This window comes from Streptomyces sp. NBRC 110035 (assembly GCF_000829695.1).
Taxonomy (GTDB): Bacteria; Actinomycetota; Actinomycetes; order Streptomycetales; family Streptomycetaceae; genus Streptomyces.
On sequence record NZ_BBNN01000023.1, the window covers coordinates 183,515 to 205,878 of the forward strand.

18 protein-coding genes are annotated in these 22,364 nt (G+C 74.0%); 8 read left to right on the forward strand and 10 right to left on the reverse strand.

What is annotated here, in order from left to right:
- Positions 1 to 133: 133 nt before the first annotated feature.
- The gene (locus tag TU30_RS13740; RefSeq protein WP_042169156.1) at positions 134 to 1,531 is read right to left on the reverse strand and encodes a maleylpyruvate isomerase N-terminal domain-containing protein; all 1,398 of its coding nucleotides are present in this window, start codon (positions 1,529 to 1,531) and stop codon (positions 134 to 136) included.
- Complete coding sequence (locus TU30_RS13745; protein ID WP_042169157.1) at positions 1,528 to 2,109, reverse strand: sigma factor; 582 nt, start codon at positions 2,107 to 2,109, stop codon at positions 1,528 to 1,530. Before TU30_RS13745 ends, TU30_RS13740 begins: the two co-directional genes overlap by 4 nt.
- A gap of 361 nt (positions 2,110 to 2,470) precedes the next feature.
- Between TU30_RS13745 and TU30_RS13750 the strand changes: the two genes are divergently transcribed.
- From TU30_RS13750 to TU30_RS13760, 3 genes are all read left to right on the forward strand, one after another.
- Positions 2,471 to 2,851: an STAS domain-containing protein gene (locus TU30_RS13750; RefSeq protein WP_042169158.1), complete on the forward strand. Its 381-nt coding sequence runs from the start codon at positions 2,471 to 2,473 to the stop codon at positions 2,849 to 2,851.
- 125 nt (positions 2,852 to 2,976) lie between these two features.
- Positions 2,977 to 3,492 (forward strand): EF-hand domain-containing protein, encoded by a 516-nt coding sequence (locus tag TU30_RS13755; RefSeq protein ID WP_042169160.1) that lies wholly within the window; start codon positions 2,977 to 2,979, stop codon positions 3,490 to 3,492.
- A gap of 776 nt (positions 3,493 to 4,268) precedes the next feature.
- A complete protein-coding gene (locus TU30_RS13760) occupies positions 4,269 to 4,712 on the forward strand; it encodes an ATP-binding protein (RefSeq protein ID WP_042169162.1) in 444 nt (147 codons plus the stop codon).
- 889 nt (positions 4,713 to 5,601) lie between these two features.
- Here the strand turns inward: TU30_RS13760 and TU30_RS13765 are convergent.
- From TU30_RS13765 to TU30_RS13780, 4 genes are all read right to left on the reverse strand, one after another.
- The gene (locus tag TU30_RS13765) at positions 5,602 to 6,804 is read right to left on the reverse strand and encodes an NAD(P)/FAD-dependent oxidoreductase (RefSeq protein ID WP_042169163.1); all 1,203 of its coding nucleotides are present in this window, start codon (positions 6,802 to 6,804) and stop codon (positions 5,602 to 5,604) included.
- Positions 6,805 to 6,986: 182 nt separating this feature from the next.
- Positions 6,987 to 7,664, reverse strand: a complete 678-nt coding sequence (locus tag TU30_RS13770) for a pyridoxal 5'-phosphate synthase (RefSeq protein ID WP_042169165.1) — start codon at positions 7,662 to 7,664, stop codon at positions 6,987 to 6,989.
- Positions 7,665 to 7,728: 64 nt separating this feature from the next.
- A complete protein-coding gene (locus TU30_RS13775) occupies positions 7,729 to 8,154 on the reverse strand; it encodes a pyridoxamine 5'-phosphate oxidase family protein (protein WP_042169170.1) in 426 nt (141 codons plus the stop codon).
- A 500-nt stretch (positions 8,155 to 8,654) separates the two neighbouring features.
- Positions 8,655 to 9,290: a TetR family transcriptional regulator gene (locus TU30_RS13780; protein ID WP_042169172.1), complete on the reverse strand. Its 636-nt coding sequence runs from the start codon at positions 9,288 to 9,290 to the stop codon at positions 8,655 to 8,657.
- A 133-nt stretch (positions 9,291 to 9,423) separates the two neighbouring features.
- On the opposite strand from TU30_RS13780, the gene TU30_RS13785 reads away from it, so the two are divergent.
- A complete protein-coding gene (locus tag TU30_RS13785; RefSeq protein WP_176726117.1) occupies positions 9,424 to 10,209 on the forward strand; it encodes a VOC family protein in 786 nt (261 codons plus the stop codon).
- Between the two features lie 220 nt (positions 10,210 to 10,429).
- Positions 10,430 to 12,790 (forward strand): PQQ-binding-like beta-propeller repeat protein, encoded by a 2,361-nt coding sequence (locus TU30_RS13790; protein ID WP_042169174.1) that lies wholly within the window; start codon positions 10,430 to 10,432, stop codon positions 12,788 to 12,790.
- Positions 12,791 to 13,316: 526 nt separating this feature from the next.
- On the opposite strand, the gene TU30_RS13795 is transcribed toward TU30_RS13790, so the two are convergent.
- Positions 13,317 to 13,508: a hypothetical protein gene (locus TU30_RS13795; RefSeq protein ID WP_042169177.1), complete on the reverse strand. Its 192-nt coding sequence runs from the start codon at positions 13,506 to 13,508 to the stop codon at positions 13,317 to 13,319.
- Between the two features lie 247 nt (positions 13,509 to 13,755).
- A complete protein-coding gene (locus TU30_RS13800; protein ID WP_078878275.1) occupies positions 13,756 to 16,848 on the reverse strand; it encodes an AfsR/SARP family transcriptional regulator in 3,093 nt (1,030 codons plus the stop codon).
- Positions 16,849 to 17,360: 512 nt separating this feature from the next.
- Between TU30_RS13800 and TU30_RS13805 the strand changes: the two genes are divergently transcribed.
- From TU30_RS13805 to TU30_RS13815, 3 genes are all read left to right on the forward strand, one after another.
- Positions 17,361 to 18,218 (forward strand): TIGR03619 family F420-dependent LLM class oxidoreductase, encoded by an 858-nt coding sequence (locus tag TU30_RS13805; protein WP_042169179.1) that lies wholly within the window; start codon positions 17,361 to 17,363, stop codon positions 18,216 to 18,218.
- Positions 18,219 to 18,320: 102 nt separating this feature from the next.
- Positions 18,321 to 20,963, forward strand: a complete 2,643-nt coding sequence (locus TU30_RS13810; protein WP_042169183.1) for a bifunctional FO biosynthesis protein CofGH — start codon at positions 18,321 to 18,323, stop codon at positions 20,961 to 20,963.
- A gap of 60 nt (positions 20,964 to 21,023) precedes the next feature.
- Complete coding sequence (locus tag TU30_RS13815) at positions 21,024 to 21,614, forward strand: hypothetical protein (protein ID WP_078878276.1); 591 nt, start codon at positions 21,024 to 21,026, stop codon at positions 21,612 to 21,614.
- Positions 21,615 to 21,624: 10 nt separating this feature from the next.
- Here the strand turns inward: TU30_RS13815 and TU30_RS13820 are convergent, their stop codons facing one another.
- A complete protein-coding gene (locus TU30_RS13820; RefSeq protein WP_042169189.1) occupies positions 21,625 to 21,957 on the reverse strand; it encodes a hypothetical protein in 333 nt (110 codons plus the stop codon).
- Positions 21,954 to 22,235, reverse strand: a complete 282-nt coding sequence (locus TU30_RS13825; RefSeq protein WP_042169192.1) for a hypothetical protein — start codon at positions 22,233 to 22,235, stop codon at positions 21,954 to 21,956. Before TU30_RS13825 ends, TU30_RS13820 begins: the two co-directional genes overlap by 4 nt.
- Positions 22,236 to 22,364 lie beyond the last annotated feature (129 nt).

Genomic DNA, 22,364 nt, shown 5'->3' on the forward strand with positions numbered 1-22,364 from the left:
CTTCCGGGCGGTCCTCGGTCTCCGGCGGGTCCTGGGCTTCGGCGGGTCCTGGTTCCGGACGTGTTCCGGTCTCTGGCGGGCCCCGGTCCCGGGCTGGCCCCGGCCCCCGGCTGGCCCCGGTTCCGGGCGGGTTCTAGATCCGGCTCATCGACGCCGCCGCCAGCAGGACGTCCCGGATGGCGGCCTTGTCCCCGACCTGCCCGGCGGCCGCCTCCTGCGGAGACACATGGCCCGCGGCCAGGCGGCAGAACTCCGAGCCGTCGAGCGCGATGTGGGCCACCTCGTGCTCCGCGGACCCCCTGGCCGCCGGGGAGTCCAGCGGGATCAGCCACTCCCCGCCGCCGGACCCCTCGATCTCCAGCCGCAGGCTCCGCCCCGGCGCCCCGGCCGCGCCCAGCCGCCGCCCGGTGGACACCTCCCGACCGGCCTGCCGGCGTGCTTCGAGGACGGCCGGCAGCATCCGCGCGGCCAGGTCGACCATGCCGTGCAGATGCCGTCCGGTCGGCGGCTCGTACGGGTAGTCCACCGCCTCGGCGATGTCCTCCCCGTGCACCCAGCACTCGAAGGCGCGGTCCTGCATCGCGTCGTGCAGCGGCAGCTCGTAGCCGCCGTACGAGACCGGGGTCCGCCCCGCGCCGCTGCCCGTGAGGGACACCGTCCGTACCAGGTCGTGCGTCTGCGCACGCCAGGGTGCCCGCACGGAGTGGGTCGGCGGGTGGTGGGCTCCGCGCCAGAACGCCTCGGTGCGGGCCGACGGGGTGGCCTGCTCGGGCGCGAGGTCGCCGAGCGGGTCGGTCAGGCCGAGGGCGGCCGCGACCAGCCCGTCGACCGCCGTCAGATGCGCGATGACCCCGGCGACGGTGGTGCGGCGGGTGGTGGCCTCGTCGGCCTCGTACCAGCGCAGCCGCACGGGCGCGTGCCACTCGGTGTCGCCGAAGTCCTGGAGCAGCGCGTCCAGCCGGGCCGTCTCGGCGTCGTAGGCGGCGGCCCAGTCCGGCACCGGAACGCGCGGCGGGCGCCGCTTGAGGCAGGACACCAGGACGCGGGTGCGCAGCCCCGGGTCCAGGTCGAGGCTCTCGGGCCGCTGCAGCAGTCCGACGGCGCCCCGCAGGCGCCGGGCCTCCTCGGCGCAGGCCCCGCAGTCGCCGAGGTGCTCCTCGACGGCCGCCGCCTCATCCGGCGTACAGGCGGCCAGCGCCCACGCGCCCAGCAGTGATGTCAGCACCCGGTGCTCCAGCGTCAGCGGCTCGGGTTCCGGTTCCGGCTCCGGTGCCACTGCGGGCAGGGGCTGTCCGGTGTCCTCCACGGAGGTGCGGGGCGGCGGTATGCGGGCGGCGCCGCCGGATCCGGCGGCACCCTCCGGCCTGCCCGGGGTGTCCCGCCCGCGCGTACCGTCCGTCCCGTTTCCCGGGCCCGCGTGTGCGCCCGCGTCCAGGTCGCCGTGACGCTCGCCGTCTCCCTCGTGCTCCCCGTGGTCACGCTCGCGTCCGTGTTCATGGTCGTCGTACGGCTCGAAACGGTCGTCGCTCACGCCGCACCCCCGATTCCGGGCGGGGTGCCCGGGGCCTCGGTCTCGTGGGCCGTGGCCAGCAGTTGGAGACCCAGCCGGAGGCGACGGCGGGCCTCGTCCTCGGTGACGCCGAGGACGGCGGCGGTCTGCCGGTAGTCCCGGCGCTGGAAGTGGGCCAGCTCCAGCGCGGCCCGCAGCGGCACCGGCATGGCGTGCACGATGTAGTCCGCGCGGGCGGCCACCGAGGCGTGGCGCACCTGGTGCTCCAGGTCCTCCGCGCTGCCGGCGCCGCCCCGGGCGAGCGCGGCGGTCCCGCCGGCGCGCAGCCGCTCGACGGCCAGCCCGTGCGTCAGCGCGGCGAGCCAGGTGCGCAGCGGACCCTGCCGGGGGTCGTAGGCGTCCGGGTGTTCCCAGACGTGGGCGAAGACGTCACGCGTGACGGTGTCCGAGGCGTCCTCGTCCCCGAGGACGCGGTGGGCGAGGCCGTGCACGAGGGAGGCGAACCGGTCGTAGAGCTCACCGAGCGCGGCGGCCTCTCCGCGGGCGAGCCGCTGCTGCATCGCGCTGTCCCAGCGGGGCGGTACGTCCTGTTGTGTCATGCGACCCCTTCACCCCCTGCTCCCCTCCGGCGTCCCGGGACGGCCGTGCCCGGTCCGGCGGGTGCTCGCCGACTCCACGAATGTAGTCGGCACGTATGCGTACGCACGCCCCTTTGCGGCAATGCGCGCCCCCGCCGGGCCCCAGGTGGTAAAGGGATGCCGGCGCGCTCCTCGGATGCCGTCCGGTGGTCTGCCTACCCAGCTCCATTCGATCGGAATCGATCGAATGGGATCGAAGCCGACTGAAACAAGCCTTTTCCCTTCGGTTACCGTTTCTTGGGCCGTGTTTCAGGGCACGGCCGGTGGGCAGCCGCGCTGCAAGGAAGCGTAGGTGCTTCTTCCGTTTCGGCGAGCGAAGGGCGTGGTGGTGACCTTCAACGTGACCGACGGAGAGCAGGGTGATTGGGCCGTGCTCCAGGTGTCGGGCGAACTGGACCTGGTGACCTCACCGGTGCTGCGCCAGCGCGTGCACGACGTCGTGGCCGACGGCAGACACCGCCTTGTCCTCGACCTCTCCGAGGTGTGGTTCTGCGACTCCAGCGGTGTGGGAGTGCTCATCGCCACCCGTCGGCTGCTCCGGTCCTGCCAGGGCAGCCTGCGGCTGATCCTCCCCGCACAGGGGGCCGCCGAGGGCAGTCACGTCAACCGGGTGCTCGGCGCGCTCGGGGTGCGCCGCCTCTTCGACGTCCACCCGGACGTCCCGTCCGCGGTGGACGGGGAGTCGCGCCCGCTGTCGGCCTGACCCGGATTCCGGCCCGGTCCGGCACACGTGCCGTTTCCGGGCTCGCGGAAGGCACCGCACGTCGTACGCTCCGAGCGAGACGACCCCATGGGGAACCCACTGACCTAAGGCGGCCTGAAAGAGACATGGTCACCAGCGAGTACGAGCGCAGGATCGCGGCCCGCTTCGCCACCTTCGACCAGGACGGCAACGGCTACATCGACCGCGAGGACTTCAGCAAAGCGGCCAAGGCGCTGCTCGCCGAGTTCGGCACCCGGGCCCGGTCCGACCGGGGCCAGGCGCTGTACGGCGGCGCCGAGGCCTTCTGGCAGGGCATGGCGGGCATCGCCGACCGCGACGGCGACCAGCGCATCACCCGCGAGGAGTTCGTGAACGGCGCGGTCAAGCGCCTGCGGGACAACCCGGACCGGTTCGCCGAGATCGCCCGTCCGTTCCTGCACGCGGCCCTCGCCGTGGCCGGCGGCGGTGACGGCGGGGGCACGGTGGGCGTCGAGGAGGCCGCCCGTGTCCTGGAGGCGCTCGGTGTCCCCGGGGAGTCGGCCGGGGAGGCCGCCGCCACGCTGGACGCGGACGGCGACGGCCGGATCGGCGAGGAAGAGGTCGTGAGCGCCTTCGCCCGCTACTTCACCCTGCCCGGGTAGCGCCCCCGCAGCCTGTACGGTCGTCGCGGCGGTCGTCGCGGCGACCACCGCGGCCGAACAGCCGGGCACCGCCACGCGCGCGTGCGAGCCTCCGGCGCACACCACGTCGATGTCCCTCGCGGCGGCACCGCCACGCGCGCGTGCGGGTCGTGCAGGGCGACACGCCCGGTTCCGTGAACAGTTCGGCCGGCCGGCCGGGGGCTCCCCGGCGTCGGCCAGGCTGCTCGCCGCCGAACCGCGCGCCGAGCGGCCCACCGGAACCGCCCGCCCCGTCCCCTGTCCGCGGTGGTGTGGGCCGCCCCGCGCGAATGTCACGGATCGTGGCGCCCGGAGGTCACGGAGCGTTGATACCGGGTTGTGTCCCACGCGTGACTTGTCACGTCCTGGAGTCGGCTGTCCGCTCCGGTACCTTGTGTGGGATGCGAGTGGTTGTGAGCACGCACCGCGCCGGAGTTGCCCCCGAGGCGAGTCCGGAGCGGCCGGCGCCTGCCGCCGTTCCCCGTGCCACCAGGCCGCCGGCCACCGCCTGTTCGACTCGCCGGGGCGGGCGTCGCACAGTATGCCGCACGGGTACTCCTTCGCGCTGGAATATGCCCGAAGCGCTTGTTCGCGTGACTGTACGTCAACCATGCTGTTCCATAAGGGATTCACGTTCCGTGACCCCTGTCCAGGTCGTTGCCCGGGCCATGCAGGGAATGGCTACGATCGTGGCCCTCGTGAGGCGCGAGTCCAAGTGTCCGCCGGTTCGGATGGTGTGAGCGGTGCAGGTGCTTCAAGTGCAGCTGGAGATCCGGCCCGACCCCGCTGAGGTGGGACGGGCCCGTCGGTGGACCCGTTCGCGGCTGGCCGGTTCGGGGATCGCGGCCGACGAGCCGCTCGCCGAGACGCTGATCCTGCTCGTCTCGGAGCTGGTCACCAACGCCGTGGTGCACACCGGCCGTCCGGCCGTGCTGAGGCTCTCCCTGCCGGGTGCGGTGGCCGGGGAGGCCACCGTCCGCCTCGAGGTCGCCGACCGGAGCGCCAGGACGCCGGTGCCGCGCTGCGTGGACGGCGACGCGACCGGCGGGCGCGGCCTCGCCCTCGTCGACGGCCTGGCCGACCGCTGGGGCTGGAGCGCCGACGGCGCCGGCAAGCGCATCTGGTGCGAGCTCGACCGCTGTGCGGCGGCCCGGGAGGCCGCGGCCCCGACCTGGGGCGGCTTCGCGTACGAGGCGGTGTAGGAGGCCGGGGCCCAGGGGGTTCGGTGGGCGCGGTCGTGCGTGTGCATGGTGCACCGGTGCACGGCGGGACGGCCGTGCGGACAGGGAGGTGAGCCGGTGCGCCGGGTGTGCTTCCGTGCGCGGCGCCGAATAGCCGGGCACATGCCGCGGATTGCCCCATAGCGTGCCGAAACGGCGTTGACGCGAAGTGACCGTGTGATCACCCTGGTCGTCAGCGATTCGCTGCGAGGGGACGGCGAGGACTTCGACGACGGGAGCCCTCGGCGAGTGTGGGTCGTGATTCCGGCGCTGCTTCTCTCATGGCCGGGGGAGGGGGGCAGAAGGGGGGTGCCGGAGTCGGAAGGCGGTGCGGTGCCGCGCGCTCGGGACGGGCGGTACCGCACCCGCCGTCGTCGTGGTCGCCGTCTTGGCGCGTTCCGCGGGGGCGGGCTCGGCGCGTGCACGGCGAACAATTCCTCCACAGGGTGTGGATAACTTTTCCGGATTCAGGCCCCGGCCCTGCGGCGTGCCGACTTCCACCGCCACGGCTCCTGCCGCCCCCGGCGGAACGTCGCCGCGTACGCCGGGCCGTACCGGCAGGGGCGCCTCCTCCCGAACGAACCCGTCACCACCGCCTGCCCGGGGGCGACTTCGAGAAGGCCCGCGCGGACGCGGTGGCGGGACGCGCGGACCCGCCTGTGTGCGGCGGCGGCACTGATGGCGCCGGTGATCCGAAGGCAGCCGTGTGCGCCGGCCTCCGCCGTGGGCCGACGGGGGCCGGACGCGCGGCGGCTGACGCCCTGTCGGGTTCGCGGACCGACGGGGCGTCAGGAACGCCCGTGGAGAGTCGCGTCGACCGGCGGACCGACGTCCGGGCCGGAGCCGGAGCCGGAGCCGGAGCCGGTGGTCGTCACTCGGGGAGCCGGGAGACCCCCGGTGCCCCGCGGCGGGTCAGTGCCTTGGCGATCTTCTCCGCGTCGATGGCCAGTTCACGGAGGTTGCCGCTGATGGGGTTGGTGAAGCCGGTGAAGTACAGGCCGGGGGCGTCGGGCGGGGTGCCGGCGCCACGGGCGAGGGGTCTGCCCCGGTCGTCGAGGACGCCGAGGTGGCCGACGAGGCCTTCCAGGGCGCGCGTGTACCCGGTGGCCGCGATCACCGCGTCCGGGCCGACGCGGTTGCCGTCGGCGAGGACGACCTTCCCGTCCTCGAACCCCTCGACGGCGGCCACGATCTCCACCGTGCCCTTGCGCACGGCGTCGACCAGGCCGACGTCCTGCACGGGGATGGCGCCTTCCCGCACCCTGCTGTAGAGGCCGCTGTCGGGGCGCGGCAGGCCCCGGGCCGAGAGGTCCGGCATCGTCACCCCGGCCTGTGCCCGGCACAACCGGTCGACGAGCCCGACCGGCAGCCGGCGCACCAGGACGGCCGAGTTCTGGGCGGGCCAGCCCGCGGTCGAGCGGCGCACGATGTGCGGGGCGGTACGGACCGACAGCCGTACCCGGGAGGCGCCGCCCTCCACCAGGTCGACGGCTATCTCCGCGCCCGTGTTGCCGACGCCCGCGACGAGGACGTCCCGGCCGGCGAAGGGCTGCGCGTTGCGGTACTCGCAGGCGTGCAGGAACGTGCCGGTGTAGGTGTCCCGGCCGGGCCAGTCGGGCAGCCGGGGCGTGTGGTTGAAGCCCGTAGCGACCACGACCGCGGCGCCGGCCAGCTCGCGGCCCCCGGTGGCGTGCAGCAGCCAGCCGGTGCCGTCGGCGGTGCGCTCGACGCGGGAGACCTCGACCCCGGTGACGATCTCCAGGCGGTGGTGCTCGGCGTACTTCTCCAGGTACCGGACCATGTCGTCGCGGGCGACCCACCGTCCGAACCGCCGCGGTATCGGCAGGCCGGGCAGTGCGGACAGGCGCCGGGTGGTGTGCAGGCGCAGCCGGTCGTAGTGGCGCCGCCAGGACGCGCCCACGCGGTCGGACCGTTCCAGGACGACGGTCCGCACGCCCCGGGCGCGCAGCGCGTACGCGACGGCGAGCCCGCCGGGACCACCGCCGATGACATAGACGGGACGGTCTTCCCGGTGCGGTGCCGTGGGGTTCGGGGGGGTGGTGGAGTCGGCCATGTGCGCGAGCGTAATCTCACACATGCTTGATGGGTCTCGGTCAAGACCGGAATTGGTTGCGGATTGATCACGTCTGCGGGATCCGGGTGGGGGACCGGTGGCGTAGGGCGCCCGGAGGTGAAGGAGGCACCGTGCGCGATGCGCCCCGCCCTGCCGTTGCCGATTCCTCACGTGCCGATTCCTCACGGCCAGAGGAGTTCCCTGGCCCACTCCTCCCGAGGCGACCGCGGTGACCGGCGGTAGCGCAGACGGGTGTGACGGCGGAGGGAGTCGCCCTGGAAGAACTCCACCTCGTCCGGGCGCAGGCGGTACAGGGTCCAGGACGGAACCGGGGTGTCCGGCTCCCGCCGCGCCCGCTCCCAGGCGGTCCGCGAGGCGCGGTCCAGCTCCTCGGGGGAGCCGAGGACCTCGCTCTGGCGGCCGGTGAGCGCGGAGGCCAGCGCCCCGGCCGAGCGGGCGCGCAGATCGGCGCGCGCCTCCTCGGCCGGGGCGGTGGCGACGGGCCCGCGGACCCGGACCTGGCGGCCCAGCACCGACCAGTAGAAGGTCAGCGCCGCGTACGGGCGGGCGGCGAGGTGGCCGCCCTTGCGGCTGTGGGTGTGGGACGCGAAGGACCAGCCGTCCGCGTCCGCGCCGTGCAGTATCACGATCCGTACGTCGGGCAGCCCTTCCGCGTCCGCCGTGGCCAGCGACATGGTGTGGGGCTCGGGCTGGCCGGCCGCCACCGCCTCGGCGAACCACCGCGTGAACAGCGGCAGCGGCTCGGTGGGGGCGGCGGCCGGATCGAACACCGGAAGGTCGGTGACCTCCGGGTCCCACACCCGGAGCGACCTCAGCAGCTCGTGGAGATCGGTTCCCATGCTCCGGTTGTTCCCGCCTCTCGCGTCGTCGTACCGTCGTGCGGACCGTCGTGCGGATCCGCTCTCACACGGATCCGAGGTCGGACGACACCCAGCGTTCGGGCCGCATGCGCACGACGACCTGCTCGCCGTGGTCCTTCCAGGCGAAGGCGACATAGCCCTCGACCTTGTCGGCCGGGAGATAGCGGGAGGCGAGCTCGCGCAGCTGCTCGACGGTCGCCGGGGTGGTCTCGACGACCGGCCCTTCGACCGAGACGTAGCGGATGGTGGGGGCGAGGCGGTCGACCATGAGGGAGAACCGGCCCGCCGCGCCGATCAGCCGGTTCTTGCGGGAGTCCAGTCCCGTCATGATCCATACGTCTTTGCCGGGCGCGTACTGGTACCAGATCGGCACGGTGAGGGGCGCGCGCCCCTCACCCGAGTCGACGGCGATCGCGGCGACATGGGGCTCGGCCAGGAACTGTTCGCGCTCTTCTCGGGTCAGGGCCATTCCGGGTTCCTCCTGTGACGTCTGCGGCGTGCGGGCTGCCGTGGCTGCGGGGGTGTCACTCGGGCATGCGCTCGCGCGGGCCGGCCCGCGTCCGGGCGGGCCGGGCGGGCGAGTCGTCGGCCGGCTCACGGAGTGCTCAACAGGGGCGCGTGCGGCCGTGTTCCCTTTTCGTCGATATGGACCCCTCGCCTCCGCTCGGGTCGTCTCCGCCCGGGTCGCCGCCGCGGGCGAGGGCGTCGGGCACGGTGCCGGCGGCCCGGTCGCCACGACTGCCGTGGCGGTCGCACCCGCCGGGCTCCTCGCCGGTCAAGCCGCCTGCCGCGTCACGCGGTCGGAGGAGGGCACGGGGGAGGGGGGAGTTCGTGGCCCCGGTGTACGGGGCGCCCCCGGCCGGGCGGCCGGAAACGTGACAGGCGGTGGTCCACCGGAGTGGTCCACCGCCTGCCGGACAGGACATGGGGCAACTGGAGAACGGGGGAAAAGGGATCCGGGTGCCTTGCTCATCTGGTCGGCTTCTTGCCGGTGACGCCCAGGTGCACCAACAGGGCCAGATTGGGCTTGAGTTCCGCCTGCTTCACGCCCCAGGAGGTGAAACCTTTCTGGTGCGAGGCGGCGGCCGCGAGCATGGTGACCAGGGAACCGGCCATCGCGGCGGGGTTGACGTCCTTGTCGACCCGTCCCTTGGCCTGCAACTCGGCGACGGCGTCGGCCAGGGAGGTGTTCACCGAGTTGAGAATCCTCATGCGGATCTTGTAGAAGCGCTTGTCGCCCTCGGCGGCACCGAGATCGACGACACGCAGGATCGCGTCGTGGCGCTTCCAGAAGTCCAGGAAGCCCTCCACGAGTTCCTGCGCGGTCTGCCAGCCGGCCTTGCCGACCCAGGAGCGGCCCTCGATCAGTTCCGTCAACTCGGCGCCCTCGGAGGCCATGTGCTCGGCGATTTCCAGGACGGCGCCCTCGACGTCGGGGAAGTACTGGTAGAAGGTCGCGGGCGAAGTCCCCGCCTTCCGGGCGACATCGATGACTTTGACATCCCGGTAGGGGGAGGAGCTGAGCATCTCGCTGAGGCAGTCGAGCAGCTTCTGCCGGGTCGCCTGCCCTCGCCGGCCGGCCACGCGGCCGTCGACGGTACGCACTTGTCCTGTCATGACGTCAGCTTACCGAGGGGTGAGGGGAGCGCGATTCGGCCGACTGCAAATGGGGTGCGGGGGTGATCGCGCCAGGTATGCCTGGTCTGCGCGGTGCGTGCGGCACCGCTACTTTGACGGTATGGCCGAAAACAGGGCATCGGAGTACATGGAGGGCACCCCCTGCTGGGTGGACGCGCAGCTTCCCGACGTGGAGGCGGGCAAGCGGTTCTACGGCGAACTCTTCGAGTGGATGTTCGAAGACCAGCCGGAGCAGCCCGAGTGGCCCTCGCCGGTCACGCGCCCCGCGCAGCCGGTGCGGCCCTCGCCACCCCTGGGGACCGTGCGGGCCCTGCTCGGCGGCAGACCGGTGGCGTCCCTCGCGCACAAGGCGGACGGCCGGCTCCCCACCGTGTGGACGGTGTCCTTCGCGACCCCGGACGCCGAGGCGCTGTGCCGGCGGATTCTCGCGGCGGGCGGGCAGCTCGTCTCGGCGCCGCGCGCGGTCGGCGAACTCGGCGTCACCGCGCTCGTCACGGACCCCGAGGGCGCCGTCTTCTCCCTGTGGCAGGCCGGCGGGCAGCCCGGCTTCGGCCGCCGGCACGAGCAGGGCGCCTTCGCCTGGGTCGAGCTCTACACCCGGAACACCGAGGCGGCCAACGCCTTCTACGGCGCCCTCTTCCGTGACGCCCTGTTCGGGAAGGACGCCGAGCCCGACTTCGGCCGTGCCCCGGTCTCCGACGTCTTCCCGGCCGAGATGCCGCCCCACTTCCTCGTGCACTTCGCCGTCGAGGACCCCGGGGCCGCCATGGCGGACGTGACCCGGCTCGGCGGCCGCGTCCAGGTGCCGCCCTTCGAGACGTCGTACGGCACGGCGGCCGTGGTCACCGACAACCAGGGCGCCTCCTTCGCCCTGCTGTCCCGCTGAGCGGGCCCCGGGGCCGCCCCTCGACCACCCACCCCGCCCCCTGTACGCCCCATATGTTCTGCATATGACACCAGACACCCCCTATGTCGCCGGGTTCGCAACCAGGGCCCCGGACAGGAAGAATCGGGGTGCGTGCCGCCACGGGGCTGCGGTGGTGAGACGCTGCACTTCGGTCGCGCACAGGTGGTGGCGCGATTCGTACGGGGAGGTGGCAGGCAAAGTGGTGGATCAGCTGACGCAGCACGATCCGCGGCGTATCGGGCCGTTCGAGGTGCTGGGACGGCTGGGTGCCGGCGGCATGGGGCTGGTCTATCTCGCACGGTCGGCGTCCGGCCGGCGCGTGGCGATCAAGACGGTCCGCACCGAGCTGGCCGAGGACCAGTTGTTCCGCGTCCGCTTCACCCGCGAGGTGGAGGCGGCCCGGGCCGTCTCCGGTTTCTACACCGCGGCCGTGGTGGACGCCGATCCGCGCGCCGCCGTGCCGTGGCTGGCCACCGCGTACGTCCCCGCGCCCTCCCTCGAGGAAATAGTGAACGAGTGCGGGCCGATGCCGGCCCAGGCGGTGCGCTGGCTGGCGGCCGGAGTGGCGGAGGCGCTGCACTCGATCCACGGCGCCGGGCTCGTCCACCGCGACCTCAAGCCGTCGAACGTCCTCGTCGTCGAGGACGGCCCGCGGGTGATCGACTTCGGGATCGCCTCCGGTGTGTCGAACACCCGCCTGACGATGACGAACGTCGCCGTCGGCACCCCCGCCTACATGTCTCCCGAGCAGGCCAAGGACTCCCGCAGCGTCACCGGCGCGAGCGATGTGTTCTCCCTCGGATCCACCCTGGTCTTCGCGGCCACCGGACACGCCCCGTTCCACGGCGCGAACCCGGTCGAGACGGTCTTCATGCTGCTGCGTGAGGGCCCGGACCTGGACGGCCTCCCGGACGAGCTGCGCCCGCTGATCGAATCCTGCATGCAGATGGAGGCCCCGGCCCGGCCCAGCCCCGCCGACCTCCAGTCCCAGCTCGCCCCGCACCTGTTCGGCTCCGGCTCCGACGACAGCGGTACGGCCTCCGCGTGGCTGCCCGAGCGGGCGGTGAGCCTGATCGAGGGACGCCGGGGCGGCCGCCCGCCCGTCCGTCCCGCCCCCGGACCGGGCCGCAGCGCCGGCGGCGGCCGGCCCGCGGTACCGCCCCCGCCCCCGGTCGACCCCGTCATCCCGCCGCCCCCGCCCCGGCCACCGGTGCCGGCCGGCGTCGCCCCCGACCCGGGCCCGGTCCTGCTGGCCGGCGCCGCCGTGCCCATCGGCCCCGGCCCGCGCGTCGCCGACACCCGCGCCGCCGCCGTCAAGGCGCCCCCGCCGGAGGCCGCCCTCGCCGCCTCCTGGTCCAAGCCACGACCCGGCGTCAACGGCGCCGACCCCACCCCGGCCGGGATGCCCGCCGGGGCGCCGGAGCAGCCGAACGGCTGGCGGCCGTGGCGCTTCAGGATGTCCAACGACGTCTGGGGCACCCCGTCCGTCGCCGGTGACCTCGTCTACGTCACCTCCTTCGAGGTGCACGCCCTCGACGTGGCCACCGGCCGCCGCCGGTTCAAGACCCGGGACGTCGCCTGGTCGATGGCGGTCGCCGACGGCCGGATCCACGCCTCCGACGGACCCACCCTGTTCGCCCTGGACGCACGCGAGGGCGGCGACCTGTGGCGACTGTCCACGGACGCCTGGGTGTACTCGCTCCAGGCCGACCGCGGCACCGTCGTCACCGGCACCCGCGGCGGCGGCGTGCAGGGCTGGGAGGCGTCCACCGGCCAGAAGCTGTGGGAGGTCACCGGCTGCCAGACCGACTTCGAGTCCCCGGAGGCCGGCCCCGCCGTCCACGACGGCACGGTCTACGTCTGGCAGGACGCCCGCCTGCGCGCCCTGGACGCGCGCACGGGCGACGAGCGCTGGTCGTACCCCATCGGCGACGCCGCCTCCTGCGGCGGCGTCCCGGTCCGCCTCGCGCCCGCGCCCGACGGGCACGTGTACGTCTGCGCGGGCACCCGCGTCCTGGCCCTGGACATCGTCGGCGGGCGCGTCCGCTGGCACTTCGAGGCCCCCGCGGTCTTTCTCTCACCGCCCGCCTTCGTCCCCGGCCCGGCCGTCGCCGGCGGCGGTGTGTACCTCGCCGACTACCTCGGTACGGTCTACGCCCTCGACGCCACCGACGGCCGTGACCGCTGGCGCATCGCCACCGAGGCCCGCTCCTCCGTGGAGCCGGTCCTGGTCGCCGCCGGGCACGTCCACGTCGGCAGCGGCAAGGGCCTCTACACCCTGGACGCCGTCACCGGCACGCCCAAGTGGCGCTTCCAGTCCGGCGGCGACATCGTGGGCGCCCCCGCGGTCGCCGAGGGCCGGATCCACTTCGGCTCCACCGACCATCTCCTGTACACCCTGAAGGCCGACGACGGCCGGCTGAGATGGAAACTCGCGACCGGCGGCGAGATCACCGGTTCCCCGGTGGTCCGGGACGGTGTCGTCTACGCCTGCAGCAAGGACCGTTGCGTCTACGCCCTGGACGCGGAGAAGGGAACGGGGACGGCACGGACGACGTGACGGCCGCCGGGGGGCGGGCGCGCGGTGGTCGCCCGGGTCACGCCCCGGCGTGCGGGACCCGTCGGACACCCGGCCACGGCCGCCACCTGCTGCCCGCGATCCGGGGCGGCAGGCCACCCCTGCGCGGGAGCGCCCGGCGGTCGTCTCCGGTACGGGCTCCGGGGCCCGGGAGTCCGGAGGCCCGGAAGCACGGACGGAGGGCCGGCGAAGACGGTCGGCGCCGTGCCCCGGACGTCCCGCCCGCCCGTCGGCCGCTCCGCGTGGCGGGAGACCGCCGTCGCCCGGCGTTCACGGACGGGTGACGGTCCGGGCGCCCGTACCCCCGTGTGCGGTGCCGCGAACGGCTGTGTTCCCCGCCCCGCCACGCGACGGGTCCGGGAGGCGCCGGGGAGCGGGCTGAGGGGGGGAGCCGGGGCCGGCCCGGCCCGCCTGCTGGTTCCGGGCAGACGGACGGGCCGCGACGGCTCCCCCTCCGCGCCGTCGCGGCCCATCCGTTTCCCCGTGCTGTGTGTGCTGTGCGGTCCGCCTACCGGGTCGGCTTGAAGGGCTCCGACGTGGCGTGGATGTCCTTGGTCTCCAGCGGCTCGTCCGTGGCGTGGATGTCGCCCTGGGTGGTGGCGCCGCCGTCCTTGCTCCTGCCGCCCTCGGCCTTGGTGTCGAGCGGCTCCGAGGTGGCGTGGATGTCGCCCTGCGGCTTGACGACCTGCTCGTCGCTCATGGTTCTTCCTGCTCCCCTGTGTGGTGTTCCTGTCGTCCGGCCCGTCCGGGCACTCCCCCGAGGGTGACCGGACGGGCCGTTCCGGCCGCTCGGCCCTGGTGGACCGGTGCTGCGGCCTCTCCTGACGACCCGCCTGCCCCCCGACGCGACGGATCGACTGGGTCCACCATCCCGTCCGGCGATAAACGAACGATGAACGCCCCGACGACGGGCGCCGGCACACCCCGCGGCCCCCGCCGCGCCGCCCTCAGACCGCCTCCACCGGCGTCAGCAGGGCCCGTACCGTTGTCGCCTCCGGCGACCCGAGCGTCTCGTAGATGCGGACCGCCTCCTCCCAGCAGACGCGGGCGCGGCCCATGTGGCCGACGCCGGTGAGGGCGTGGCCCAGGACCGTCAGGACGTTGCCGCGACGCCACTCGCCGCCGATGCCGCGCAGCACCGTCAGCGCCAGCTCGGCGTTGGCCGCGCCCTGGGCGTACCGCTGCCCGGCGAGGTCGACCTCCGCCAGGCGGAACAGGGTCATGCCCTCCCACAGCCGCTGCCGGCTGTCGCGGAAGACCTCCAGCGCCTCCAGGAGCCGGTCGGCCGCGTCGACGAGCCGGTGGCTCTGGGTGAGGGCCATGCCGAGGGCGTAGCGGCCGTTCGCGCCGCGCAGGGAGTTGCCCATGGCGTCGTAGATCTCCATGCCCTCCTGGGCGAGCGCCACGGCGCTGCCGGTGCTGCCCGCGGCGAGCCGGACCCGCGAGAGGTTGCAGAGCGCGCTCGCCTCACCGGGGCGGTCGCGCAGCGTCCGGAAGTGCGCGATGGCGTGGGTCAGATGCTCCTCGCCGGCCTCGGTGCGGCCCTGGTAGAGGGCGATCACGCCACGGGCGTTGTGGGCCCAGCACACGGGCAGCAGGTCGTCGGCCCGCCGTGCCAGCCGGACGACCTGCTCGGCCTCCTCGTCGGCCAGGTCGAACCGGCCGCCGTCGAGGTGCGCGTGCGCCAGCGTCATCAGCGCCCGTGCCTCCACCCGCGCGACACCGACCTTCCGGGCGGCGTCGAGGAGGGTGCGCGCGGTGGCCTCGTACTCCTTGGAGTTGGCCCCCGACTCCGACAGGTCCACGGCGGCCCACAGCAGGTCGATGCTCCGGCGCAGCGTGTCCGGCAGGCCGGCGCACTGGCGGGCGAAGGACAGCAGGCAGTTCGCCTCGGTGTAGAGCCAGTCCCGCGCCGCCTCGCGGTCGGTGAAACACAGTCCGGGGTGGTCGGTGGCGGCCAGGTGGTCGACCAGCCGGTCCCCCGGCCGCTCGATCGCGTACACGCCCGCCGCCGTCGCCAGGTAGAAGTCCAGCAGGCGGGACAGGGCCGCGGCGCGTTCGCCCGGGGGCCGCTCGTCGCGTTCGGCGCAGGAACGCGCGTAGAGACGGACCAGGTCGTGCAGGCGGTAGCGGCCGGGCGCGGCGGACTCCAGCAGGGAGGTGTCCACCAGGGACTCCAGCAGGTCCTCCGTGTCCTCGGCCGGGAGGTCCAGGACGGCCGCGGCCGCCGCCAGCGAGATGTCGGGGCCACCGGCCAGGCCGAGCAGCCGGAAGGCGCGGGCCTGGGCGGGTTCCAGCTGGCCGTAGCCGAGTTCGAAGGTGGCCTTCACCGCGAGGTCGCCCGCCTGCAGCTCGTCCAGGCGCCGGCGTTCGTCGGCGAGCTTGGCCGCCAGCACGGACACGGTCCAGGTGCGGCGGGCCGCGAGACGGGAGGCCGCGATGCGGATGGCCAGCGGGAGGAACCCGCACGCCGCGACGACGTCCAGCGCGGCCTCACGCTCCGACGCGACCCGCTCCTCACCCACGATCCTCGTGAACAGGGCCAGCGCCTCGTCCGGGGACATCACGTCCAGGTCGACCAGGTGGGCGCCGGCCAGGTCGACCATCCGCACCCGGGACGTCACCAGGGCCGCGCAGCCCTCCGTGCCCGGCAGCAGGGGACGCACCTGGGCCGCGTCGCGCGCGTTGTCCAGCAGCACCAGCACCCTGCGGCCGTCCAGCGCGGAGCGGTACAGCGCCGCCCGCTCCTCCAGCGCGTCCGGCACGGCCGCCTCCGGGGTGCCGAGGGCGCGCAGGAAGGCGCCGAGGACCGTCTCCGGCTCGGCCGCCCGGGAGCCCGCGCCCTGGAGGTCGACGTACAGCTGGCCGTCGGGGAAGACGGCCCGCGCCCGGTGGGCGACGTGCACGGCGAGCGTCGTCTTGCCGACGCCGCCTATCCCGGCCAGCGCGGACACCGCCATCACCCGGCCCTCGGCCGAGGCGAGGATCGCGCCGAGTTCGCGTACGAAGGACGAGCGGCCGGTGAAGTCGGGCACGGTCGCGGGAAGTTGGGCGGGCCGGACGGGGGAGGCGGCCGGTTCGGCCGGCGCGGGGGAGGAGGGCTCCGCCAGCTGGGGGTCCGCCCGGAGGATGCGCCGCTGGAGTTCCTGGAGGCCGGGGCGCGGGTCCACGCCGAGTTCGTCGGCGAGCAGCCGGCGGGTGTCCGCGTACACCGCCAGCGCCTCCGCCTGGCGGCCGCTGCGGTACAGCGCCAGCATCAGCAGCTCGCGCAGCCGTTCGCGCAGCGGGTGCGCCGCCGTGAGCGCCGTCAGTTCCGAGACGACCTCCGCGTGGCAGCCCCGCTCCAGGTCCATGTCCAGCCGCGTCTCCGAGAGCTGGAGCCGCCACTCCTCCAGGCGCACCCGCTGCGCCTGTGCGTACGGGCCCGGTACGCCCGCCAGTGTCTCGCCGTCCCACAGCGCGAGGGCGCGGTCCAGGAGCGTACGGGCCGCGCACAGGTCCCCGGTGTTCTTCGCCTGCTCGGCGTCGGCGGCCAGCCCCTGCGCCACCCCGGCGTCCAGTGCGCCCTCGCCCGTCCCGCGCACCGCGTACCCGCCGGACTCACTGACCAGAACACCGGGCCCCAGCGCCTTCCGCAGCCGGGACGCGTACGTACGGACCGCGGCCAGGGCCTGCGAGGGGGGCTTTTCGCCCCACAGGGCGTCGATCAGTTCGGCTGCCGTCGCCGTCCGCCCGCCGCGGAGCAACAGGGCGGCGAACAGAGCACGTTGCTGCGGGCTGCCGGTGCCGACGGGCTCCCCGTCACGCCAGGCGCGCACCGGACCGAGCACACTGAAACGCAGCACCGGCGGTACCGGTGACGCCGACGGAGCGGGCGGCTTCGAAGACTCCGGTGACTCCTGCGGCTCCTGCGGCGCCTGCGGCTCCTGCGGCTCCTGCGGCGCCTGCGGCTCCTGCGGCTCCTGCGGCTCCTGCGGCGCCGGTGGCTCCGCCGGCGAGCCGGGACGCCGCTGCTCCGGCACGCGCGGTGCACCGTCCATGCAGTCCCCCTATGCATCCTCAACAACCACGCCAGTCTGCCTTGTTCGTGACGGATGCGGCAGTCGTGCGAGACGGCGATCACACGGGCGCGCGCACGGTCCACAAGGTCCTCACACCTTCTGCGCACACGTGCGCACACGTGCTGCACGGACGGTGCGCCGGGAGCCCGCTCCCCCAAGCTCTCGGCTCCGATCGAGCAGGGGCCCCATGACCTCGCGCGGCCGCCCTCCGGACGGCGCCGCCCCTTTCGCCACAGGCCCCGGTGCGGCCCGGGAGGGCGGGGCGGGGGAACGCGGCCAGGACACCCGGCGGCGCGCCCGTCGCCGCCTCCCGCCGCCGCGGGCCGCGACCCGGCGCGGGCGCGGGCGCGGTGCCAGGGAGTGGTCCGCCGCCCGGTGTTCGCCCTTCGTCCGGTCCTTCGCCCCCGGAGTCTGTTCCGACCGGTCGGTATGGACAGACGGGCACGGCCCGGGTATTGATGACCCCGTCGTCCGCGTACGAAAGGCCGCCCATGCGCATCGCCGTCACGATCTTCCTCACCGACGAGACGATCACCCCCACCCGGCTCGCCCGTGAGCTGGAGCAGCGCGGGTACGCCGGGCTGTACCTGCCCGAGCACACGCACATCCCCGTCGAACGGACCACCCCGTACCCGGTGGGTACCGAACTGCCCCCGGAGTACACCCGCACCCTGGACCCGTTCGTCGCGCTCGGGCAGGCCGCGGCCGTCACCGAGCGGCTCGGCATCGGCACCGGCATCACACTCGTCGCGCAGCACGACCCGATCGGTCTGGCCAAGCAGGTCGCGACCCTCGACCACCTCTCCGCCGGCCGGTTCACCCTCGGAGTCGGCTTCGGCTGGAACGTCGAGGAGGCCGCCGACCACGGCGTGCACTGGCGTACCCGGCGCGAACTGGTCCGGGACCGGATGGGCCTGATGCAGGCCCTGTGGTCGGAGGAACCGACCGCGTACGAAGGTGAGTTCGGCGGTGTCCGGGCCAGCTTCGCGTACCCCAAGCCGGTCCGGAAGCCGCGGGGCCCGGTCGTCGGGCCGCGCACCCTGGTCGGCGGGGCGGCAGGCCCGAAACTGTTCACACACATCTGCGCGTACGCCGACGGCTGGCTGCCGATCGGCGGGCGCGGCCTGTCCGAGTCCCTGCCCGCGCTGCGCACCGCCTGGGCCGACGCCGGCCGCGACCCCGGCGCCCTCCAGGTCGTCCCGTACGCGGTCCACCCCAGCCCGGGGAAGCTCGCCCACTACGCCGACCTGGGGATCGACGAGGTCGTGGTGCAGCTGCCGCCGGAGCCGGAGGCGGGGGTGCTGCGGGCGCTGGACGCGTACCAGCCGTACGTCACCGACGCCCGGTGACGGCGCCCGGCGGGCACCTTCCGGCGGGGTGCCCACCCGGTGCCCACCCGGCGCCCGGTCCGGCCCTCCATGCCCTGATCACCCCGAACGTATCCTCGAGGAATGACGACATCGGCATCCGCGACCTCCGGAACCGGCCCGACCGAGAACTCCATGCGGCGCGCCCTCAGACGGGCGAGGGACGGGGTGTCACTCGACGTCGCCGAGGCGGCCGTCCTGCTCCAGGCGCGCGGTGAGCACTTGGAGGACCTGTCCGCCTCGGCCGCCCGGGTCCGGGACGCGGGCCTCCTGGCCGCGGGCCGGCCCGGAGTGATCACGTACTCGAAGAGCGTCTTCATCCCGCTGACCCGGCTGTGCCGGGACACGTGCCACTACTGCACGTTCGTCACCGTGCCCGGCAAGCTGCGCCGCGCCGGGCACGGGATGTTCATGTCGCCGGACGAGGTGCTCGACGTCGCCCGCAGGGGAGCGGCCGCCGGCTGCAAGGAAGCCCTGATCACCCTCGGCGACAAGCCCGAGGACCGCTGGCCCGAGGCGCGCGAGTGGCTCGACGCGCACGGCTACGACGACACGATCGCGTACGTCCGCGCCGTCTCCGTGCGCATCCTGGAGGAGACGGGCCTCCTCCCGCACCTCAACCCGGGCGTGCTGACCTGGACCGACTTCCAGCGCCTCAAGCCGGTCGCGCCGTCCATGGGCATGATGCTGGAGACCACCGCGACCCGCCTGTGGTCCGAGCCCGGCGGTCCGCACCACGGCTCCCCGGACAAGGAACCCGCCGTCCGCCTGCGCGTCCTGGAGGACGCCGGCCGCTCCTCGGTCCCCTTCACCTCGGGCATCCTCGTCGGCATCGGCGAGACGTACGAGGAGCGCGCCGAGTCGCTCTTCGCGCTGCGGAAGGTCTCCCGGGCCCATCACGGCATCCAGGAACTGATCATCCAGAACTTCCGCGCCAAGCCGGACACCGCGATGCGCGGCATGCCGGACGCGGAACTCGACGCCCTGATCGCCGCGGTCGCCGTCGCCCGGCACGTCCTCGGCCCCGGCGCCTGCATCCAGGCCCCGCCCAACCTGGTGGACTCCGCGTACGAGCGGCTGATCGCCGCGGGCATCGACGACTGGGGCGGCGTCTCCCCGCTCACCATCGACCACGTGAACCCCGAACGCCCCTGGCCGCAGATCGACGAACTCGCCGAGAGGTCCCGCGCGGCCGGCTTCGAACTGAGGGAACGTCTCTGCGTCTACCCGGAGTTCGTCCGGCGCGGCGAGCCCTGGCTGGACCCGCGGCTGCGCCCGCACGTGGCGGCGCTCGCCGACCCGGCCACGGGCCTGGCGCGCTCCGGCGTCCTCCCCGAGGGGCTGCCCTGGCAGGAGCCGGACGAGGCGTTCACCGCCACCGGCCGCACCGACCTGCACCGCACCATCGACACCGAGGGCCGCACCGGCGACCGCCGTGACGACTTCGACGAGGTGTACGGCGACTGGGGCGCCCTGCGCGAGGCCGCCGCCCCCGGGATGCGGCCCGAGCGCATCGACACCGACGTACGCCAGGCCCTCGCCACGGCGGCCGGCGACCCGACCCGGCTCACCGACGACGAGGCCCTCGCCCTGCTGCACGCCGACGGCCCGGCGCTGGACGCCCTGTGCCGGATCGCGGACGACGTACGGAAGTCGGCGGTCGGCGACGACGTCACCTACATCGTCACCCGCAACATCAACTTCACCAACGTCTGTTACACGGGCTGCCGTTTCTGCGCCTTCGCGCAACGCCGCACGGACGCCGACGCGTACACGCTCTCCCTGGACCAGGTGGCCGACCGCGCCCAACAGGCCTGGGAGGTGGGCGCGGTGGAGGTCTGCATGCAGGGCGGCATCCACCCCGACCTGCCCGGCACGGCGTACTTCGACATCGCGAAGGCGGTGAAGGAACGCGTCCCCGGCATGCACGTGCACGCCTTCTCCCCGATGGAGGTGGTCAACGGCGCCACCCGCACCGGCCTGTCGGTCCGCGAATGGCTGACCGCCGCCAAGGAGGCCGGCCTGGACACCGTCCCCGGCACGGCGGCGGAGATCCTCGACGACGAGGTCCGCTGGGTCCTGACCAAGGGCAAGCTGCCGGCGGCCACCTGGACCGAGGTCATCGAAACGGCCCACGAGCTGGGCATCCGCTCCTCGTCCACGATGATGTACGGCCACGTGGACCAGCCCCGCCACTGGCTCGGGCACCTGCGCACCCTCGCCGGCATCCAGCAACGCACCGGCGGTTTCACGGAGTTCGTCACCCTCCCCTTCATTCACACCAACGCCCCCGTCTACCTGGCCGGCATCGCCCGACCCGGCCCGACGGTCCGCGACAACCGCGCGGTCACGGCGATGGCCCGTCTCCTCCTCCACCCGTACATCCCCAACATCCAGACCAGCTGGGTCAAACTGGGCGCGGAGGGTGCGGCGGAGATGCTCCGCTCCGGCGCCAACGACCTGGGCGGCACGCTGATGGAGGAGACCATCTCCCGTATGGCGGGCTCCTCCTACGGCTCGTACAAGTCGGTCAGGGACCTGATCGCGGTGGCGGAGGCGGCGGGCCGCCCGGCCAGGCCCCGCACCACCCTGTACGGCGAGGTCCCGGAGGAACGGCAGCGGGCGGCCGAGGCGTCGGACGGCCACCTGCCGGAACTGCTGCCGGTGCTGGACCGAGGGGCCGAGGGAGAAACCGAGCCGGGCAGGCCGGGCAGTAGGATGATCTGACCCCTGGTGCCCCTGGCGCCAGGGGGTCGGAACTCCGCCCGACCTAGGAGATGCGTACCGGTGCCTGCCCGTCTTCCTTCGTGGGCCTGGGTGACCGGGCTGACCACGGGGGCGATAGCCGTAGTGGCGGTCCTGAGCGTCCAGGCGGACCAGGGGACGAAGCCCACCGCGTCCACGAGCCGCCCGAGCACACCGGCGGCGGACCCGGACGCGAAGCCGTCGGCCGGTTCCGGGGACAAGGAGAAGCCGGAGGAGAAGGAGCCCGGGGCGGAGGCGGTTCCGGCGGATTCCGGCACCGGCCGCCGCATCGTCTACTCCCTCGACGCGCGGCAGGTGTGGCTGGTCGACGCCAGCGACGCCCCGCGCCGCTCCTTCGAGGTCTGGCCGGGCACGGTCGACCCCGACCCCGGTACGTACACGATCGGCACCCGTACCGGGGCCACCACCGGCAGCGACGGCGTGGAGGTCGAGCACATCGTCTACTTCGCCGCGAAGTCCGGCGTCTCCATCGCCTTCTCCAACGCCGTCGACGGCTCCTCGCCCCCGCCCGCCGAAGGCCGCCGGACCGGCGGCATCCGCGTGGCCAAGACCGACGGCGAGGCCCTGTGGGCCTTCGGAACGGCGGGGACACCGGTGCGGGTCGTCGAGTAGCCGTGTGAGGTCAGACCTTCTCGGCCACCACACGTGGATGCCCGGCGGCGAGCAGGCCGATGTCCTCCACGCCGGAGGTCAGGATGGTCACCCGGCCGTGATACTGCAGAGCGGCGGCGGACTGGGCCGGCGCCTGGGCAACCGGCTCCACGCGCACCCGTGAGAGCGTCCACCGCAGCGCCGCATCGTTGATCTTCGGATGGGTCACCTCGACCGGCGCCACGGCGGAGGTGACCACGGGCAGATCGGCGTCACGGGCGGCCGACAGCCACTCGTGCACCTCCCGGTCCCGTTGTACGGCCTTTCCCGGCCCCTCGCTGTCCAGCACCAGAGCACCGCTCACGCGGCGGTCTCCGTCCCGGAGCCCTCACCCGCGAGCCGGGCGCGCTTGGCCGCCACGGCCTCAGGGTCCGCGGGCCCGTGTACTTCCTCGAAAGCCGCGATCGGCTCATCCAGTTGATCCCGTTCGATCTGCCGCTGAGCCGCCCTTTCCGGATACGCCGAGACGCCCCGCCGGCCGACCCGCTCGCGAATCGCCCGCAGGGTTTTGGCGGTGAGGGTGACGGAGACGCCGCTGCCGGGGCCGTCGCCGGGTGGGAAATCGGTGTCCTCATCAGCCACGGGGCCCGTTACGGCATCGGAAATGCCCTGACCGGTCGCTGTTGCGTCCAGCCGCTCCTCACTGCCGGCGCGGACGCGTGCCGGACGGGGACGGAACAGGGGGACGGCACTGCGGGCCTTCAGCCGGTG